This window comes from Parasphingorhabdus sp. (assembly GCF_049667325.1).
Classification (GTDB): Bacteria; Pseudomonadota; Alphaproteobacteria; order Sphingomonadales; family Sphingomonadaceae; genus Parasphingorhabdus.
In genome coordinates, this window is the sequence record NZ_JBATHY010000104.1 from 1 (window position 1) to 17,934 (window position 17,934).

Consider the following 17,934-nt stretch of genomic DNA (forward strand, 5'->3'; position numbering starts at 1 on the left):
ATCCGGCCCGCGCCGCCGGTCAGCACGACGACCGAGCCGGTATGGGCGTCATCTTCTGCCGGACGCGGCAGATCGATAGCGAACCAGGCAAAACCGATGATCCACAACAGAAGCAGGAAAGAGAACAGGCGCAAAATCATTTGGCGGGACTACACTATCTTTTTCAAGGCGCCGATAACCGTCCATTTGGCGGTCATCATGGCAAGGAACATCCCCAATATCGGAATGGCAGCAATTATCAACCAGCTCCACCAGTCGAGACCGACCGATTGCACCAGACCGGAGCCAAGCGCGGCCAATTGCCCGCTGATCAGCCAGATGATCGCGATACCCCCGACCACCCCGATCAATCCGCCAAATAGCGCATCCAGGGCAATACGCCGCTGGAACAGCCGGCTGATCTGCTCGTCCGTCCCGCCCAGCAAATGCACGACAGCGATCGTTTCGGTGTGGGTGTTTAGCGCCGATCGCGCCGAAATGATAACAGCAGAAGCCGTCGCGAGTGCGAGCAGGGCAACAAGGCCAAAAGCGATCCACTGAAAAGAACGCACCAGCGAAATCACCGGTGCAATATAGCCGCTGCTGGGCTCGATCCGGGCACCGGGCGCGATAGACTGCAGCGCACTCCTCAGCGACTGATATTCAGCTTCGGTGGCGACCCGGGCGAGCTTTACGTCAATAAGCGCCGGAAGCGGAATTTCGTCGGCCAGATCCTGCGTGCCGAGCCACGGCTCGATGAGCGCCTCGATCTCTTCGGGCGGCAATACCCGAACCTCTCTAATCAGCGGCAAACCTCGCAATCGCTCGGCGACGGCCCGTGCCTGAAGGCTTCTGATTTGCGGATTGGCTTCGATGATCTGCACCGTCGCACGGCTGGAGAGTTCATCCGAGACATCGCCCATCGCGCGGGTCATCGCGAGCCCGGCCGCGGCCGCCAGAACGGTGAGGAAGATCATGATCGCAATGACCCACGGCATCGGACCGGACAAGCGGCCTTCGGGTATCAGGCGCCGGTCATGTGCGGGAATGACGAAGAATTTGAACATGCTCCCGGCGACCTATTGCTGCTGGTCTTTGGGAAGCGGTGGATGGCGTAGCGAGCCGGTCGGATCGGCGAGCAATCCCTTTTCGAGCCGCATCATCTGGGCACCCGGTATCTTGCTGAGCAGATGGATATCATGGGTCGCCACGACGATGGTTGTACCGAGCGTATTGAGCGCTTCGAACAATTGCAGCAAGCGGATGGCCATATCGGGGTCGACGTTGCCGGTCGGCTCGTCGGCCACCAGTATCTCCGGCCTCCCGATAACCGCACGGGCAATCGCCACACGCTGTTGTTCTCCGCCCGAAAGCGTCGCCGGCCGGGCAGACGTCCGGTCGCCCAGACCAACCCATTCGAGCATCTCCGCTACCGGAATTTCCAGATCTTTTTCGCGCACTCCGGCGACCCGCAAAGGCAGCGCGATATTGTCGAACGCGGACAGGTGCGGGACGAGGCGGAAATCCTGGAAAACCACGCCGATCCTGCGCCGGAATCCTGGTAGCCGCTCCCGCGGCATGGTCACCGCATCTTCGCCGAACAGCCGGATGACCCCGCGACTGGGACGCTGTGACAGATAGAGCAATTTTAGCAGCGAGGTTTTTCCCGCTCCCGACGCGCCGGTGAGAAAATAGAAGCTGCCCGGATAAAGGGTAAAATTGAGATCAGCCAGAGTCTCTGCTCCCGCACCATAGCGCAGGCCGACATTTTCAAATCGGACAATTTCATCCATTTATGTCTACATTCCAATATCGTGGCCGAATATCGCCCGGCCCCGGAACCAATAGGCCGAGAAGGCCCTCCGAATCAACTCCGCTATCCCGGTCCGGGAGTCTGTTTTGCGGGAAAACGCGAAAAATGACGTTTCGGTCTCAAATCGGCCAAGCAGCCACTTGCAGTTTGCCGTCATGGCGTGTTTAGAGGGTCGTCATGATTTTGAATTGCCCGGCTTGCAAAACCCGTTATCTCGTACCCGACAGCGCCATTGGGCTCAATGGCCGTTCGGTGCGTTGCGCGTCCTGTCGCCATAGCTGGTTTCAGGAAGCGCCGATTCCGGAAAAAGAGCTGGTAGAAGTGGCGGCCGCCGCGAAAGCGCCGCCGGTCAACAAACCGGAACCCGTTTCCAGGGATGGCTGGGAGCCGACCCCGCCAGCCTCTCCGGTCAGCCGCGCTGCACCACCGCCACCCATTTCCGATGCGCCGGACTTTGCCTCCGAGGCTAGCAGTTTCGCGCACGAGCCGCCGTTCAAACCGCGCCGAAATCCGGCAAAATTGTGGACAATCGCTGCCATTGCCTTTGCGGCAATCGTACTGGCATCGGGCGCCGCGCTGTATATATTCGGCCCGCCCCAATGGATTTCCGAATATCAGTTCGCTTCGGCCGAAGAAACCCCGCTGCTTATCGAACTAAGCGCGAAGCAGGACCGCAGGACGCTGCCGGACGGGACCGAATATTTTGCGGCGAGCGGCACGATCATAAATCCCACCAGAAATGACCAGACGGTCCCGCCGATGCTGGTGATCCTGCGCGATGCCGGTGGCCGGATTGTCTATAGCTGGAAAATGAAGGCGCCCGCGCAATCGCTTGCCCCCGGGGCAAAGATAAACTTCAACGAAGCCAAGCTTGATGTGCCGCGTGCGGCGAGCCAGCTGGAAGTCGGATGGGCGGACAAGGCAAGGGACTAGCCGCGCCGTGTCACGGGATTAGTGAAATTCCTGCAGTTGAATTTCCCCGCCATCCGCATTGCCGGTCTTGCCCGCCGACCGGATCGTGGCGATCTGGAAGATATTACTGTTACCCTTGGTGGCCAACTGGCTGACGGGCCTGTCGAAATCGATCACTTCTCCTCGCAGGATTGTTGCACTTGCGACGGCCTGTGCGCGGGACCCGGACGGCTGCGTTTCCACCGATGGCCCGTCGGGCGCCGCGCCGAGAAGCAGAAACATGAGAAGCAGACTGTCCATGGAGCAGATCAGAGCTCCTTACGCCGCGCGCCGACAAGGTAAATAAAAGGTTAACGGCAACATTCGCCACCACTTTCATGCGTCAGCGAGGTGATGCCGCGATCTTTGTGCGGTTACGGGACAAAATTGCCGGGCCGGTTAACAGCAATGCCCGCCGGCAACGAATATCTGTTGCGGCTGCCTACCCCCTTTGCTAAGGGCTCGCGCCTACCCGGGACATCGCTGTCCCAAGCTAGAGACAGTGCGGTCGTGGCGGAATTGGTAGACGCGCAGCGTTGAGGTCGCTGTGGGATTAATATCCCGTGGAAGTTCGAGTCTTCTCGACCGCACCAATAGAACTAGCCGGTTTCTCGAAAACACAGCAATAACGGTTTGCCTGATCGCACCTCCGGCGACAGTTTCAGGCTCTCAGGCGGCCCGTTGCTGGACAAATTCCCCAGCGATTTTGTCGCGCCATGCCAGATAGCCATTGGCATGATCGGATGACAAAACCGCTAGTCGCGCCGCTTCGACCCGCTCTGCCAGCACTTCCGGGGTGAGGCCCCACAGGTCGGTTATCGCCGCTCTGGTTTCGGGCAACAGGGACTGGTCCTTCATTCTGGCAGCGCAAGCGAGTGCCACACCGGTTGCCATATGGGCAGCACAGCCACCGGCCAGCGCCTTTGCCGCCAAAAATTCCTTCGGACCGGCCGGCCCGGCATAGCATATTGCCAGTCCGACGCCGGCCCACAGATCCGGCCGGCGCTCGCTGGCCATGGATGCGATCGTTTCAGCGGCCTTGTCGATCGACGCACCGCTGATAAACCAGATGCCGCGCCCCGCGCCCTGATCATAAGCCCGGGACGCATAACCTTCGAGACTGTGCTTCGGGCCGGACAGGGTCTTTTCCGGTTCGAAATACATGTTGTGATAGCCCCGGCCGTCATAGGCCAGCCAGCGATAAAACGGATCCAGCTTTGCCAATATCCCCTTCTCGCGCCATGGTAATTTCGAGATCGTCAAACCGACGCCGGCATGAACCAATATCGGATATTGCGCTGCGAACTGAGCAAGATAGCGCGGCAGCATCGGCTTGCGGAACGGAAGGCTATCCAGAAGCGCGCTGCCCATCGCGCCGCCTTCGATAAAGAACCCGCGGAGCAGAGCTGGTTCCTGCGCCATTGCTTGTTCGAATCCGGCGAGTGAACGAGCCGAAAGCGTGAGATTATAGCCGCGCAGAAAGGCCTTGCCGATCGATTCCAGCCTTTCCTCGTGACTTTTTTCAGCGAGATCAAATCCCCGGACGCGAAATTCCACACGGCTCGGGTCGAGGGCCAGAATCTTCCGGAAAACAGCGGCTGGCGGAGTCAGCAGGTCGGCGTTGCTTTCAAGCATTTCAATTCGACCCACCCTGCGCATTGTTTCTCTAGCCGGTACAGCTTTACCTTGGCTCCCAACTCCATAGCCCAACCAAAAGCTTCCCGCAAAAAATATTGTGGATCAAGCAAGGTCAGGTCATCTAGCTTCGGGGCGCGGGTATATCCGAACCAGTCAACCGGCCGTTTTCCGCCGCAAAAAGCATGGACTTAGATCGCTCGATTCAGGCTCCAGCGCGCAAGTGCGATGGCTTTCATACCATCGACGTTCATCGAAAGGGGGTCGGATTTGGTCGAAAGTGCCTCATCAAGTAACTTTTGTTACCTTAGGCCTTGTCCCTCACAGCGGATTTACCGGTTTTGGGACGGAAGGATGCTTGCATGAGGGATGGCAATCAAGACTATAGTTCCGGAATATTGACCGCGGAATTCCCGCGATGACGCTCACCAATATTGCGCTTCGATATCCCGCTGCAATCGCCGCCGGATTGGCCCTGATCGCCTTGATCGGGATCATCTCTGCCTTTACCACACCGATCCAGCTGTTCCCCAACATCGAACGGCCGCAGCTTTCAATGCAGGCCAACTGGCGCGCGGCCAGCCCCAAGGAAATGGAATCGGAAATCACGATTCCAATCGAAGAACAACTGCGCGGGATCCCCGGACTGGAAACGATCAACAGCTGGTCGAACAACGGGAATGTCTGGTTCAATCTCGAATTTGCGCTCGGTACCAACATGGACAAGGCCTTCGCCGAAGTGTCGAGCCGTTCGCAGCAAGTGCGCAACTGGCCACTCGATGCTGACCGTCCGATCGTCGGCGGTGCCTTTGGCCAGCAGGGGGAATCGCTGATCTATCTGTTCCTGCAGGCGCTTCCGGACAGCAATATGGACAGCGAGGCGCTCGCCAGATTCGCCCGCGACACGGTCATTCCCAAGCTGGAAACCATAGAAGGCGTGCAGGGAGTCGATTTGCAGGCCCCGACCGGCGAACGGATCTTGCGGATCCGCTTTGATCCCTGGCGGCTCGCCCAGCTCAATCTCACGATCGAGGAATTGTCACGCGCTGTTGGTCGTTTTCAGGATGTCGGCGGTGGAACCGTCGATGTCGGCCGGCGCGGCTACGCCCTGCGCTTTGAAGGCAATTTCACCGCCGAGCAGATCGGGAATCTGACCGTTGCCCAGCGCGGGACCACGGTCATACGCATGCGCGACGTCGCCGATATCAATGTCGGTCCGGACAAGGCCTTCGGAGCGACTTACCAGAATGGCAACCCGGCAATCGGCATGCAGGTCATCCGCGAACCGGGAAGCAATACGCTCGATGCGATCAATGCTGTGCTCACCGAGGTTGAAACGTTCAACCAGAACGAGCTGCAGAGCATCGGGGCAAGGATCGAAAAAAGCTTCGATCCGTCGGTTTTCATCAGGCGGGCGCTGTCCTTCCTGGGTGGTAACCTGCTGCTCGGCACCTTGCTGGCCGTCGGCCTGCTATGGATATTTGTCCGGCGCGCCAGAGCGACGGTCATTATCGCCGCCACGGTGCCGGTCTGCCTGCTTGCGACCCTCGCAGTCCTGGGCATGGCCGGGCGATCAATCAACGTTATTTCTCTCGCAGGTCTGGCTTTTGCCACCGGCATGGTGCTCGACGCCGCGATTGTCGTGATGGAAAATTTTGTGCGAATCCGAAAACGCGGAACTCCGCCGGGACCGGCGGCGCTGGAAGCCGTCTCGCAAGTCTGGCCGGCCCTGTTTGCATCGACCGCCACAACGGTCGCAATCTTCATCCCGATCATGTTCATCGAGGATGTCGAAGGACAGCTGTTCGCTGATCTGGCCCTGACCATAGCCATTTCGGTTATCGCCAGTCTGATTGTTGCCGTGACCGTATTGCCCGCAGCGGCCCGCCATTTCGCCGGTGACCTTGAAATGGATGACAATGAACGGCGCTGGGACGGCTATGCCGACAAGCTGTTCAGCCTGATCGATACTGACCGCAAACGCAAAATATGGATTCCCTCGCTTATCCTTGCACCGTTGGCGATCTCCTATTTTCTCTGGCCTCAGACGGACTATCTGCCCGATGTGAAACGCGATGCGGTCGATGCCTGGGTCGGCCTGCCCTCGGGCCAGACGCTCGAGGCGGCGCGCTCTGAAATAGCCGAAGAGGTTGTCCAGCGACTGGACCCCTATCTCAAGGGCGAGAAGCAGCCCGAATTGCTGAACTATTATCTGTTCGTCAATCCATGGGGCCTGAACACGGGAATCCGGATCAAGGACCAGTCGCGGATCGAGGAAATGACCGACATCGTGAACAACGAGATTCTTGCCGGCTTCCCCGATGTTCAGGCCTTCGCCCAGCAGGGCAGTCTGTTCGGAAATTTTGGTGGCAATGGCAATATCGAACTCTATCTTCAGGCCGAAGATGACGAAGCGCTCAGGCAGGCAGCACTGGTGGCGACGGATTCGATCAACGCCGCCATACCCGGCGCTATGGTGCGGCCCAATCCCGATCCCAATGTCGTCGTTCCCGAACTGCGCCTTACCCCGAATGACCGGCGGATTGCCGAACTGGGTATGACGCGCGAGCAGGTCGGACGCGCGGTGCGCGCGATGGGAGACGGGCTCTATCTGGGGGAATATGTATCGGACGGCGAACGGATGCGGGTGATCATGCGCGGTCTGGAAGCCGTCGATCCGGAAGCAATCGAGAGCGCTCCCATCGTGACCCCGAATGGCGGTGCCGTGCCGCTTGGCGAGGTTGCGACCCTGTTGCGCGGGGTCGGTCCGACCCAGATCGCCCATGTCGACGGCCGGAAAACGCTAACCATCAACGTCTCGCCACCGCCGGGAGTAGCCCTCGGCGTCGCGCTCGAGAAGATCGAAGCTTCAGCCGAAGGGCCAATCCGCAACGCCCTGCCTGCTGGCGGCACCCTGCGTTACGGCGGTGATGCCGACGCACTGCTAAAGGCGATATCGTCGCTCAGCAGCAATTTCCTTCTGGCGGCAGCACTGTTATTTGTCATCATGGCCTCGGTGTTCCGGTCTGCCCGGGATTCCGCGCTGGTCATCATTGCTCTGCCGCTGGCCACCGTCGGCGGGGTGATCGGCATCCAGATCCTCAACCTGTTCAAGCCCACGCCGCTTGATCTGCTGGGTATGATCGGCTTCGTCATTCTGCTCGGAATAGTGGTCAATAACGCGATCCTGCTCATGGCCCAGGCCCGCGACAGCGAAGCAGAGGGCCTGACCCGTTCGGAAGCGGCCCACGCGGCGCTCAGACTTCGTCTGCGGCCGATCCTTATGACCACCGGCACGTCGGTCATGGGCATGTTGCCACTGGCGCTGGTTCCCGGTCCGGGCAGCGCTATCTACCGCGGTCTTGCTGTCATCATTGTCGGCGGGGTGCTTGTCTCAACCATATTCACATTGGTTCTGCTCCCCGCGCTGATCCAACTGGGCGGAGCGAAGGCGACCGATCCGGACGAGCGCGAGCCGCACCCGGATATTGCCGGTGGACCTGTTCTGGAGCCTGCCGAATGAATTTTGCCTTACCGGACTTTGTTAAAGAAAATGCCCGCTGGATTGCGATGGGCGGCGCGCTGTTGCTTGCAGCGCTGGTCTATTTTCTGTTCTTTGCATCAGGCCCTGCGGACGGACAGCCAGGAGGTCCCGGTCAGGGAGGGCCGCCGCCTGCTATCGTGACCTTGGCCAGAGTCGAGAAGACCGCTCTGACTCCGAATTTTACAGCTCCGGGAGACATTGTGGCCGACCGCGATTCGATTGTCGCATCGGAGGTCGCCGGGCGCATTCAATCCACCCTCAACATCGGCGCTCGCGTGCGCAGAGGCACGGTCATTGCGGTAATCGACAGCCGCAGCGCGAGGCTCGCCCGCGATCAGGCATCGGCCGAGGTCCGGCGCCTGCAGACCGATTTGAAATATCAGGACCGACTGGTGGCAAGGCTGCAGCAATTGCTCAAGGAAGAAGCGGAGTCCGAAGCGTCGCTGGATGAAGCGCTTTCTGCCCGCGACCAGACCCGTGCCCGTTTGGCAGCGGCAAGGGTTGCGCTCGAGACGGCCAATTTCGACCTGTCCCGGACACGCATCCTCAGTCCTTTCGAAGGCCAGCTTGTCGAGCGCAAGATCGAGGTCGGAGAATATGCGACGCCCGGACGCGAAATTGCCCGCATCATCGGCCGGACCGGGTCGGAGGCCAGAGTGCGGATTCCGATCGCCGCTGCCGGCTCGCTGGCCGAAGGTCAGGAAATTACGATTCTTGCCAACGGGGAAACGCGGACTTCCCGCATTCGCTCGGTCATCGAGACCGGCGACGAGGTCAGCCGGACGCTCGAAGTGCGTGCGCCGATGGGCACGCACAATATGAAAATGGGCAGCGCAATCTCGATCACCGTGCCGACAGGAGTTGAACGCGAAGTGCTCACCGCACCACGCGATGCGCTGGTGCTGCGTGACAGCGGAATATTTGTCTATGTGGTCAATCGCAAGAACAAGACCGCCAAACGGATCGACGTGCAGGTCGGCGAACCAAATGGTGACCGGGTAGCGATTTCGGGAAAGATTGCCGATGGCGATCTTATCGTCGTGCGCGGTGGCGAACGGCTCCGCGACGGCCAGGAGGTAACCTGGGATGACAAGGACAAAGAGAACGCAGCCGCCACCTCCAGAAAATCTGCAGGATAGGGTCGCGTGAACCGGTCTTTTGCATCATTTTCCCTGCTGCTCCTGTTGTCGGCCTGCGCCGTTCGCGGTGGCCCGGAACTGGACCGGACGGTCGTACCTGATGCTCCCGACCAATGGTCATCGCGCCCGGAAATTACCGCGACAAGTCCGGACGATTCCGACGCCGCCTCGATATATCCCGATGGCTGGATCAGCGCTTTTGCTGACGGTGCGCTGGAACAGACGGTTGCGGAAGCCTTTGCCAACAATCGCAATCTGCAATCGGTACTGGCGCAATTGCGGGCGGCGCGGGCCGCGATGCGGGTGTCTCGGGCCGATCTTTTCCCGAGAGTCGACCTGTCGGCTTCGGCCACAGACGCCGAAAATGCCGCGACGGTTTATGATGGTGCTCTGGCTGCCAGTTGGGAAGCCGACATCTGGGGCCGCAATCTGGCGCTGGCCCGGGCTGGCAATGCCGACGCGCGCGCGGCGGCAGCTGATTTTGCGGCGGCCCGACAGGCGCTCGCTGCTGCTGTGGTGCAGGCATGGTATGATCGCAGTGCCGCTGCGCTCACCTTCGATCTGGCGAACCGCGATCTCGACCGGCGCCGGGATACGCTGCGCATTACCAACGCCCGTTTCCGCGCCGGCCTCGCGTCCCGTCTCGACGTCCGGCTGGCCCAGGTGGCGCTGTCGAACAGCGAAGACCGGCTCGAAGCCGCAACCCGCGCGTCTGCCAACAGCGCGCGGACGCTCGAGGTGCTGACCGGCCGCTATCCCGCCGGCGAGGCGCAAGGGGCATCCGACCTCATCACCCCGGCGGCGCTGCCGTCGGTCACCGCCCCGGTGTCGGTACTTGCCGGCCGGCCCGACCTTATTGCCGCCGAGGCTCGGGTAGCCGCTGCCGGGCTGCGCGCTACAGACGCACGCCATGCGATGTTTCCGCAATTGAATCTGCGTTTCGATGCAACGACGACGTCCGGCAATTTCGGCGATATTTTCGACCCGGGCACCTATATCAACGCGATCACCGGCGGCTTGCTGCAACCGCTGTTCCGGGGCGGGGCACTGCTTGCTGAAGCAGAGCGGCAGGGGGAGCAGGCGCGGTCGGCCTTGCTGGATTATGCCCAGGCAACCCTGACCGCCTTTCGCGAAGTCGAAGACCGGCTCGATGCCGAAGCCACTCTCGCCCGACAAGTGGATGCCACAGCAACCGCTGCCGAAGAAGCACGGGCGGCGGTGACGCTCACCCGCAGCCGCTATATCAACGGACGTTCGACAATATTCGACCTGATCAATTCACAGACCACCGCTATTGCCGCAGAAACCCGGGCGATCGAAGCCCGGCGTGCGCGGATCGAAAACCGCATCAACCTGCATCTCGCGCTCGGAAACGAGCCGCTTAGCGCCTAGACGTCGCTTTCCAGATTTCGCAAATATTCCATGACCTGGGCGTCAGCAACCACTTCACCATATTTGGCCTGCATATCGAACAGGCTCGCTTCATGCGGCCCTTCGTGCCGATCGCCGACGGATTGCCTGGCGACGACCGGGATGAAGCCGTGGGAACAACAGTCCACACAAGTGGCCCGGACACAGCCGCTGGTGGTCAGGCCGGCGATGATCAGGCTGTCATGGCCATTGGCGGTCAGGGTCGATGCCAGCGAAGTGCCGAAAAAGGCGCTGGGATATTGTTTGGAGATCACCAGTTCGTTCTCCGCTGGAGTCAGGCCCTCTGGCCACGCGCCCATCGGATGGCCGGTAACAAAATTGGCTAGCGGCGCTACCTTTTGCGCAAACCGACCACCGTCGATCAGCGTCGGGGCATAAGCCACATTGGTGTAGATGATCAATATTCCGGCACTCCGCGCCGCATCGCGCAGCGCGATCGCATTCACCAGAACTTGCTCGACGCCGGCATATAGGTCGCAGTTTTTGTCGAAATAGGCCTGGACGAAATCAACCAGGATCAGCGCCGGCTTGCTGCCGAAACCAAGCCCGCCGTCAAACACACCGGCATAATTGTCCTGAACATCATTTGTCATGTCGGCAACGATATACACCGCCGCCGGACGGTGCAATCATCAGAATTTATATCCGACTTCAACACCAAAGCGCCGCCGACCGCCAGGCGAGATAAATGATCCGCCAAATTCGACCGCGGTGATAACCTCGTTGAGATAGCGCTCGTCGAGCAGATTGTCGGCAAAGGCGGTGATGTTCCAGTTCTCCCCTTCCAGACCGACGCGCAAGTCAAGCACTCCAAAGGCCTTGCGCTCAGAAATCGACAAATCGGCATCGCCGACAAACCCGGGCAACATCAAGGCTGAAATGGGTAGCAAACCGCTGAACAATGTCGGGCCGATATCCTCCTGGACAGTGTGAAACCAGGTCGGGCCGGTTAGGCGGTAATCGGCGCGCATCACCAGATCGAAACTGGTCGCGACGGGAGCCACCATCTGTGTCCCGACGTTGATCGTATAGTCTGCGGTGTGGGGCGACTTGTTGCCAACCGTGTAAGGACGAGAAGCATTGGCCTTGATCTCGCTTTCGGTGACATTGATCGAACCAAAGATATCCCAACCTTCGACGATCTCTGCATTTGCGTTGAACTCGAGGCCGTATATATCGACCTTGTCGATATTCGAGACCACCCGGAGCAGACCAAAGGCGCCGACGAAAAATTCGAAAAACTGCATGTCGTCGACTTTGGTATAATAGCCCGCCAAATCGAATGTGATCGCACCATCCGCCGCGGTTCCCTTGAAACCAGCCTCGAACGCGCTCGATGTTTCCTTGCGGTAAATATCGTTGATCAGGACATTGGTGCCGAGGAACTGGTTGAAATTCTGGTCAACAATGGCGGCCGACCCCTGGTTGTTGAAACCGCCCGACTTGAAACCGATGCCCCAGTTTGCATAGAAGTTCAGATCGTCGGTCAAACCATAGCGCAATGACAGTTTGGGCTGCAGCTCCTTGAACGTCTGCTTCTGATCCGGGATCGGACCGAAAGCTTGCCCCGGGTTGATTGGACCGCCGGTGATCGGATCGGTCGCCAGAGGCACGCGGCTGGATACTTCCCGCTGCTCGATATCATAACGCAGCGCCAGACTGACGTCGAGATTGTCGGCAACTTCATAATCGATCGAACCAAAGGCGGCATAGACATTGGTGTTGAAATTATCGGCAAAAAGCTGCGAGGTCGGGTTGCTACTGTTCGCATCGTTGAACAATTGCCGGGTGACCCCCTGGCCGAGATCGGCGCCGAGACTTACCCCGACATCGCGGTCGATGTTCAGATAATAGGCACCGATCTGCCAGGCCAGAGGCCCGTCACCATTGGAGGCCAAACGGATTTCAGCGCTGATATCGGTCTGTTCGCGAATTTGATATTGGGTGCCATCACAGGTGGTCGGACTATAGGCGCCGAGGGTTGAGCCATTAGCCGGGTCAAAAATGAACGGTATAGGGTTGTTGCCGATAAAGGTCGGTGGATTCAGCGGATAGCCGGTCAGTTGCGCTGTGGTCGCGAAACAACTGTTGGACGCCGCCACTGACGCAGGTGTCGCGCCGGGGAAAGTATAGCGCGCAAAGTCTGCCGACGTGCCATCGGCGGTCAGTGCCTGATCTACATCGCTGTACAGCGCCCAGGCGGTGAGCGTGGCTGATTCAAATTCATGAGTCAGCTTGACCGATGTTTCGAATGTCGTTTGTTCGTTGGTCGGGCGGATGTTCGAATAATAGTCGAATGGGTGGGTGTTTACATCTTCAAAAAAGGCAGGATCAACGCCAGCGAAATTGGGTAGGTGGAAGGCCGTGTTGAAATTGATCGAAGCGCCCGATAGATCGGCATAACGCGCCTTGACGTCAACTTCCGTGGCATCCCCCAGTTGGGCGACGAAACGGCCATCGACCGACCAGATCTCCTGATCATCGACAACCTTGCGGTTCCCGAGGAACCTGTTGCGATAAAAGCCGTCAGTGGTGTTGTAGGACCCGGACAGAACCAGACCCGCGCTGTCGCCAACCGGCATCGAGACATAGGCTGACGCCTTGTAGGTATTGTCTTCGGCAGCGCTGAGCTTGATCCCGCCTTCCATGATGTCACCGGGCTTGAGTGTCTGGATGACAATCGCCCCGGCCGCCGCGTTGCGGCCGTAAAGCGCGCCTTGCGGGCCTTTCAGGATCTCGATCTGGCGCAGCGTGCCCTGATCCTGATTGAGCTGGGCGGTGTTGGTCTTGAGTATGCCGTCCACCACGAGCGCAACCGAGCTTTCGGCGTCGCGCGCGCCATTGATGCCGCGGATGTTGATCTGGGTATCGCCCGCTTCCGCGGTGCCGCTGACAATCGTCACGCCGGCCGTCAACTGGACAAATTCATCGGCCTGCTGGACGCCGGTGCGGTCGAGCATTTCTTCGGTAAACACCGTGACCGATGCCGGAACTTCGGCAAGCAATTCGTCCTGACGTCGTGCCGTCACAATGATGACATTGCTGTCCCGGGTTTCGCCAGCGGCCGGACCGCCGGCAACCTGGGCAAAAGCCGGGTTAAAACCGGCCAGCGCGGCGAACCCGGCTGAAAGTGAAAGAGCTGTTCTGATGCGACGCATAATTTTCCTCCCTGAATGGACTGACTTGCGGGCCTTATGACCCGTCAGACATATTTTAGACGAGCACATTGGCCCCGCTCATATAGACATAGACTTCCTGAAATTTGCCATCCCGGACCCGCCAGAAATTGGTGTTGTTGAGCAGCGTGATACCGCCATCAGCGTCGGCCAGCTCCGCTACAAAACTGGCAGTGATCCGGCCGTTGGCTTCATCAACCGTGCAAGTGAAATCGCGGTGGACAATTTTCTCATAGGCACCGAAGAAATCTTCGAACATCCGGCGTATTTCGGCCTTGCCGTTGTGCCGGGTGAAATCGGTCTGGACACAGAGCAGCGCTTCATCGTGAAAACAATCGAGGGTTGCTTCCATATTCTTGGCATCGACACTGCCGAAATAGCTCTTGGTCGCCAGTTCGATCAGTTGGTCACGGGAGAGGCCCGGTTCATATTGCATCAGCGATCTCCCTCTTTCAGCAGATTGTCGCCGCTCATGTAGACAAAGACGTGCTGGAACAGCCGGTCCCTGCAATAGAAGCGATTGCAATTTTCGTAGCGGAGCGTTTCACCGCCATTGGGCGTGATCAGCACGGTGAATTGCGAACAGATTGCATTTGTCTGGGGGTCCGCCGTGTGGACAAAGTTTCCGTGCCAGATATGCTCGAAATCGGAGAACAGCTTTTCGAACATCGCCCTGATCGCCTCGCGGCCATTGTGGATAGTGTTCGACGTGGCTTCGTGCAGAACCGCATCGGGAGCAAAACAGTTGAGCACCTGGGTCATGTTCTTGTTGTCGACGCCGTCGAAATAGCGCTTGGTCACGATATCGACGTAGAAAGGATAAGGCAGCGGCACCTGGCCTGCCATGCCTGGGGTCCAGTCAGCCATCAGTACCATCCCTTTCTGATATCTGCGTCCTTGGGAACTTCAGGAGCCGGAAACGCCTTCTTGCTGTGCTTCAGTTCCAGTTCGATCAGGGTTTCGAGAAATTTATAGGCCACCTGCCCTGGATTGATTACCGGAATCGGGAGGTTTTCAGCGAGATATTTAGCGGACTGGTGCATGGTTGTCGAACCGAGCACGATGACATCCGCCCCGTCTTCCTCCATCGCGAGGATCGCCTCGTCCCTGAGCTTGTCGAAAATCACCTCTTCCTTGCCGGCCAGCAATTCTGTGACATCGGGTCGGGTTTCTATTGACCGCAGCGAAGCCACCCGTTCCCACCAGCCATATTCGGTCAGCGTCTTTTCATAGAGCGGAAACCATTCCGGCCACATGGTCAGGACGGTGAATTTCTTACCCAGCATCATCGCCGCGGCAAATGCCGCTTCCCCGGGGCCGACCACGGGAATATCGAGACGGGAGCGGAGCGCCCGCATACCGCTGTCACTGACCGTATCGATCAGAACCCCGTCATAGCCCTCTTCCTCGGCGGTGATCCCGGCCTGAAAAACGGTCCAGTCCATCAGCATCATGTCATGATAACTGTCGCCCAGGGCTGCGCCCCATGGGACGGCGACAAATTCAGGCTGGAAACCGGCACGGACAAAATCGGCCGGCAATTGCCCGGCGCGAGCGGCTACACCGGCCTCGTCCATCGGGATTGGGACAATGACTTTTATCCGTTTCATAGCAAATCCGGCCTGGCCATGGTGGTGTAAAAACTCCCTGATACCGTTCTATTGTATACAATTGTCGTCCGTCAAGCGGAAACTGCCTGTCAGGTCCGGACTTGCTCATCCCCGTTTATTCCGCCAATAGCCCAATGATGAGCCGAGCTTCCGATACCGCGTACAAGAAAATCCGCAGCTTCATCCTGCACGGGGAGGCGTATCCGGGTATGCAATTGACCGAGGAGCGGCTGGCGGAAATTTCCGGCGTGTCGCGAACACCGGTGCGCGATGCGGTCCAGCGGCTGGAAAATGAAATGCTGCTGGTGCGGAGCGCTTCCAAACGGCTGTCGATCGCCGACTGGTCGGATGATGAAATCGACGAGATGTTCACCCTGCGGGCAATGCTTGAATCCCACGCGGCCGAGCGGGCCGCGCAGAGGATGGACGCCGATAGCCTGAACCGGTTGCGGGAAATCAACGAAGGGCTGACACGGGCCGTTACCCGGCCAAAACCTGATATAACGACTTTCCTTGATGCCAATCGCGAATTTCACGACTTGATCCTCGAATGCGCGCAATCACCCAGGTTAAGCAGGCTACTCCCGGCGCTGGTGGAACAGCCGGTGGTCCGCCGCACTGCCAATCAATATTCACAGAATGACCTGATCCAATCGGGAACCGATCATGACGAACTGATCGCCGCCTTCACCGCCAAGGATCAAAAATGGGCGAAAGCGGTGATGACCAGTCACATCCGCCGCGCCTTCCACAGCTTTAGCGGCGCCACCAGAAACACAGGCAAAGATTAACTGTCAGATGATACCGCGATTCCGCAGATCGGCCATTTTATCACCGCTCATGCCAAGCAATTCGCCATAAATCATATCATTATGTGCGCCCAGCTCGGGACCAACGCTGTCGATACGGCCAGGAGTCTTTGACAGTTTCGGCGCTACATTCTGCATGACGAAATTCTCGTGCTGGGGATGATCTATCTCCACCAGAGCCTCGCGCGCCTTGAAATGGGGATCCTCGAGCATTTCCGGCGCGCGATAGACGTTTCCTGCAGGCACGCCATGTTCCTCGCACATGTCGAGCAGTTCCTTGCTCTTGATAGTCCTTGTCCATTCCATGATCAGCGCATCAAGCTCCGCCTGGTTCTCGCCGCGGGCAATATGGGTGGCATAGCGCGGATCCTCGCCAAGTTCGGCTCGTCCCATCATCGCCGCCATCCGCTTCCAGACGCTGTCCTGATTGCCGCCAATCAATATGCTGCCGTCGCTGGTCGGGTAGACATTGGATGGCGCGATTTTCGGCAGGATCGAGCCGGTGCGTTCCCGGATATGACCGGCCACAGTATATTCTGCGACGGTCGACTCCATATTGGCCAGCACCGCTTCATAGATCGCGGAATCGACGACCTGGCCCTCGCCGGTCTTGTGGCGATGTTCCAGCGCCATCAGCGCGCCGAGACAGGCGTATGTGGCGGCCAGTGAATCGCCGATCGAAAGCCCGGCACGGCTCGGCGGCCGGTCGGGTTCGCCCATGATGTAGCGCATGCCGCCCATTGCCTCTCCGATTCCGCCATAGCCGGCCCGGTGCGAATAGGGTCCGGTCTGGCCATAGCCGGACACGCGAATCATGATCAGGCCCTTGTTGATCGCACTGAGTGTTTTGTAATCGAGACCCCATTTTTCAAGCGTCCCGGCGCGGAAATTTTCAAGCAGAAAATCCGACTTTTCAACCAGTTTCTTGACGATTTCCTGGCCTTCTTTTTCGCGCAGATTGAGCGTGATCGACTTTTTGTTGCGCCCGACAACCGAAAACCAGAGCGGGATTCCCTGTCCCCAGCTGCGCATTGCATCGCCGACCTTAGGTGGTTCGATCTTGATTATTTCGGCGCCATGATCGCCCATCAGCTGACCGCAGAACGGGCCCGCAATCAGCTGGCCCATTTCGATCAGCCGTAACCCTGCCAATGCCCCTTGCGTCATGAAAAATACTCCCGCATCATCCTTTCTTCTATACAAAGGAGGATCATAATTGTATACAAATTTAATGGCGCAAGAAACCCCGGCCTTTGTCAATATTCTCGAAGTCGGGCCGCGCGACGGCCTGCAAAATGAATTCGAGATTATTTCTACAGCAGATAAGCTGGGCCTGATCAATCGCCTGCTCGCCGCAGGGGTGCGGCGGATCGAAGTGGCGAGCTTTGTCCATCCGCAGCGCGTTCCGCAAATGGCCGATGCCGAAGCGGTGATTGCCGGCCTGCCCGACCGGGACGATGTTTCCTATATCGGGCTGTGTCTGAACAAGCGCGGCGTCCTCCGCGGCCTCGCTACGCGGGAGGGCAACAAGCGCGGAATTGACGAAGCCGGCTGTGTGGTCGTGGCAAGTGACACGTTCGGCCAGAAAAATCAGGGTCAGACGATAAAGCAGGGCATCAAGGAGAATCGCGAGATGATCCGCTTTGCCAAGGCCGAGGGACTGAGAGCGCAGGTTACCATCTCGGCGGCCTTCGGCTGTCCTTTCGAAGGCGCAGTCGATCCGGCGACCGTGCTGCATATTGCCGAGGAAATGGCAGCAGAAGACCCTCTGGAAATCGCGCTCGCGGATACGATCGGTGTCGGGGTTCCGGCACAGGTTACCGATCTGTTCGGCCGGCTCAGGGAAT

Annotated in this window: 16 protein-coding genes and 1 tRNA gene; 7 read left to right on the forward strand and 10 right to left on the reverse strand. The window is 58.9% G+C overall.

What is annotated here, in order from left to right; genetic code table 11:
- Window positions 1–149: 149 nt before the first annotated feature.
- Window positions 150–1,046 (reverse strand): cell division protein FtsX, encoded by an 897-nt coding sequence (locus WBM93_RS05540; protein ID WP_424429274.1) that lies wholly within the window; start codon window positions 1,044–1,046, stop codon window positions 150–152.
- A gap of 12 nt (window positions 1,047–1,058) precedes the next feature.
- On the reverse strand, window positions 1,059–1,772 hold the full coding sequence (ftsE, locus tag WBM93_RS05545) for a cell division ATP-binding protein FtsE (protein ID WP_424429277.1): 714 nt from the start codon (window positions 1,770–1,772) through the stop codon (window positions 1,059–1,061).
- 197 nt (window positions 1,773–1,969) lie between these two features.
- On the opposite strand from ftsE, the gene WBM93_RS05550 reads away from it, so the two are divergent.
- Complete coding sequence (locus WBM93_RS05550; RefSeq protein WP_424429280.1) at window positions 1,970–2,725, forward strand: zinc-ribbon domain-containing protein; 756 nt, start codon at window positions 1,970–1,972, stop codon at window positions 2,723–2,725.
- A gap of 18 nt (window positions 2,726–2,743) precedes the next feature.
- Here the strand turns inward: WBM93_RS05550 and WBM93_RS05555 are convergent, their stop codons facing one another.
- Window positions 2,744–3,004: a hypothetical protein gene (locus WBM93_RS05555; protein WP_424429283.1), complete on the reverse strand. Its 261-nt coding sequence runs from the start codon at window positions 3,002–3,004 to the stop codon at window positions 2,744–2,746.
- A 243-nt stretch (window positions 3,005–3,247) separates the two neighbouring features.
- Between WBM93_RS05555 and WBM93_RS05560 the strand changes: the two genes are divergently transcribed.
- Window positions 3,248–3,336: transfer RNA gene (locus WBM93_RS05560), tRNA-Leu, on the forward strand.
- Window positions 3,337–3,412: 76 nt separating this feature from the next.
- Here the strand turns inward: WBM93_RS05560 and WBM93_RS05565 are convergent.
- Window positions 3,413–4,378 carry a DUF1702 family protein gene (locus WBM93_RS05565; protein WP_424429285.1) on the reverse strand — a complete coding sequence of 322 codons (966 nt, stop codon included), beginning with the start codon at window positions 4,376–4,378 and terminating at the stop codon, window positions 3,413–3,415.
- A 418-nt stretch (window positions 4,379–4,796) separates the two neighbouring features.
- Here WBM93_RS05565 and WBM93_RS05570 point away from each other — a divergent pair, with 418 nt between their 5' ends.
- The 3 genes from WBM93_RS05570 to WBM93_RS05580 are packed head-to-tail and all read left to right on the forward strand — an operon-like array spanning window position 4,797 to window position 10,453.
- Window positions 4,797–7,901, forward strand: coding sequence for an efflux RND transporter permease subunit (locus tag WBM93_RS05570; RefSeq protein WP_424429288.1), 3,105 nt, complete (start codon window positions 4,797–4,799; stop codon window positions 7,899–7,901).
- Window positions 7,898–9,061 carry an efflux RND transporter periplasmic adaptor subunit gene (locus tag WBM93_RS05575; protein ID WP_424429291.1) on the forward strand — a complete coding sequence of 388 codons (1,164 nt, stop codon included), beginning with the start codon at window positions 7,898–7,900 and terminating at the stop codon, window positions 9,059–9,061. The genes WBM93_RS05570 and WBM93_RS05575 overlap by 4 nt, the downstream gene beginning before the upstream one ends.
- A gap of 6 nt (window positions 9,062–9,067) precedes the next feature.
- Complete coding sequence (locus WBM93_RS05580; protein WP_424429294.1) at window positions 9,068–10,453, forward strand: efflux transporter outer membrane subunit; 1,386 nt, start codon at window positions 9,068–9,070, stop codon at window positions 10,451–10,453.
- On the opposite strand, the gene WBM93_RS05585 is transcribed toward WBM93_RS05580, so the two are convergent.
- Genes WBM93_RS05585 through WBM93_RS05605 form a run of 5 tightly spaced genes read right to left on the reverse strand, consistent with a single transcriptional unit; the run spans window position 10,450 to window position 15,278 of the window.
- On the reverse strand, window positions 10,450–11,121 hold the full coding sequence (locus WBM93_RS05585; RefSeq protein ID WP_424429297.1) for an isochorismatase family protein: 672 nt from the start codon (window positions 11,119–11,121) through the stop codon (window positions 10,450–10,452). The two genes, WBM93_RS05580 and WBM93_RS05585, sit on opposite strands and share 4 nt — an antisense overlap.
- A gap of 3 nt (window positions 11,122–11,124) precedes the next feature.
- On the reverse strand, window positions 11,125–13,650 hold the full coding sequence (locus WBM93_RS05590; protein WP_424429300.1) for a TonB-dependent receptor: 2,526 nt from the start codon (window positions 13,648–13,650) through the stop codon (window positions 11,125–11,127).
- Between the two features lie 55 nt (window positions 13,651–13,705).
- The gene (locus WBM93_RS05595) at window positions 13,706–14,104 is read right to left on the reverse strand and encodes a nuclear transport factor 2 family protein (RefSeq protein WP_424429302.1); all 399 of its coding nucleotides are present in this window, start codon (window positions 14,102–14,104) and stop codon (window positions 13,706–13,708) included.
- On the reverse strand, window positions 14,104–14,535 hold the full coding sequence (locus tag WBM93_RS05600) for a nuclear transport factor 2 family protein (protein ID WP_424429304.1): 432 nt from the start codon (window positions 14,533–14,535) through the stop codon (window positions 14,104–14,106). Before WBM93_RS05600 ends, WBM93_RS05595 begins: the two co-directional genes overlap by 1 nt.
- Complete coding sequence (locus WBM93_RS05605; protein ID WP_424429307.1) at window positions 14,535–15,278, reverse strand: aspartate/glutamate racemase family protein; 744 nt, start codon at window positions 15,276–15,278, stop codon at window positions 14,535–14,537. Before WBM93_RS05605 ends, WBM93_RS05600 begins: the two co-directional genes overlap by 1 nt.
- Window positions 15,279–15,412: 134 nt before the next feature.
- On the opposite strand from WBM93_RS05605, the gene WBM93_RS05610 reads away from it, so the two are divergent.
- Window positions 15,413–16,069, forward strand: a complete 657-nt coding sequence (locus WBM93_RS05610) for a GntR family transcriptional regulator (protein WP_424429310.1) — start codon at window positions 15,413–15,415, stop codon at window positions 16,067–16,069.
- 3 nt (window positions 16,070–16,072) lie between these two features.
- Here the strand turns inward: WBM93_RS05610 and WBM93_RS05615 are convergent, their stop codons facing one another.
- Window positions 16,073–17,254, reverse strand: coding sequence for a CaiB/BaiF CoA transferase family protein (locus WBM93_RS05615; protein ID WP_424429313.1), 1,182 nt, complete (start codon window positions 17,252–17,254; stop codon window positions 16,073–16,075).
- Between the two features lie 49 nt (window positions 17,255–17,303).
- Between WBM93_RS05615 and WBM93_RS05620 the strand changes: the two genes are divergently transcribed.
- The coding region (locus tag WBM93_RS05620; RefSeq protein WP_424429315.1) for a hydroxymethylglutaryl-CoA lyase at window positions 17,304–17,934 on the forward strand (631 nt) is incomplete at its 3' end.

Bases quoted from the DNA above. Each gene is read 5' to 3' on its own strand.
- WBM93_RS05565 (WP_424429285.1), bottom strand. From the start codon at position 4,378: ATGCTTGAAAGCAACGCCGACCTGCTGACTCCGCCAGCCGCTGTTTTC.
- WBM93_RS05600 (WP_424429304.1), bottom strand. From the start codon at position 14,535: ATGGCTGACTGGACCCCAGGCATGGCAGGCCAGGTGCCGCTGCCTTAT.
- WBM93_RS05590 (WP_424429300.1), bottom strand. From the start codon at position 13,650: ATGCGTCGCATCAGAACAGCTCTTTCACTTTCAGCCGGGTTCGCCGCG.
- ftsE (WP_424429277.1), bottom strand. From the start codon at position 1,772: ATGGATGAAATTGTCCGATTTGAAAATGTCGGCCTGCGCTATGGTGCG.
- WBM93_RS05570 (WP_424429288.1), top strand. From the start codon at position 4,797: ATGACGCTCACCAATATTGCGCTTCGATATCCCGCTGCAATCGCCGCC.
- WBM93_RS05555 (WP_424429283.1), bottom strand. From the start codon at position 3,004: ATGGACAGTCTGCTTCTCATGTTTCTGCTTCTCGGCGCGGCGCCCGAC.
- WBM93_RS05605 (WP_424429307.1), bottom strand. From the start codon at position 15,278: ATGAAACGGATAAAAGTCATTGTCCCAATCCCGATGGACGAGGCCGGT.
- WBM93_RS05595 (WP_424429302.1), bottom strand. From the start codon at position 14,104: ATGCAATATGAACCGGGCCTCTCCCGTGACCAACTGATCGAACTGGCG.
- WBM93_RS05575 (WP_424429291.1), top strand. From the start codon at position 7,898: ATGAATTTTGCCTTACCGGACTTTGTTAAAGAAAATGCCCGCTGGATT.
- WBM93_RS05550 (WP_424429280.1), top strand. From the start codon at position 1,970: ATGATTTTGAATTGCCCGGCTTGCAAAACCCGTTATCTCGTACCCGAC.
- WBM93_RS05610 (WP_424429310.1), top strand. From the start codon at position 15,413: ATGATGAGCCGAGCTTCCGATACCGCGTACAAGAAAATCCGCAGCTTC.
- WBM93_RS05615 (WP_424429313.1), bottom strand. From the start codon at position 17,254: ATGACGCAAGGGGCATTGGCAGGGTTACGGCTGATCGAAATGGGCCAG.
- WBM93_RS05540 (WP_424429274.1), bottom strand. From the start codon at position 1,046: ATGTTCAAATTCTTCGTCATTCCCGCACATGACCGGCGCCTGATACCC.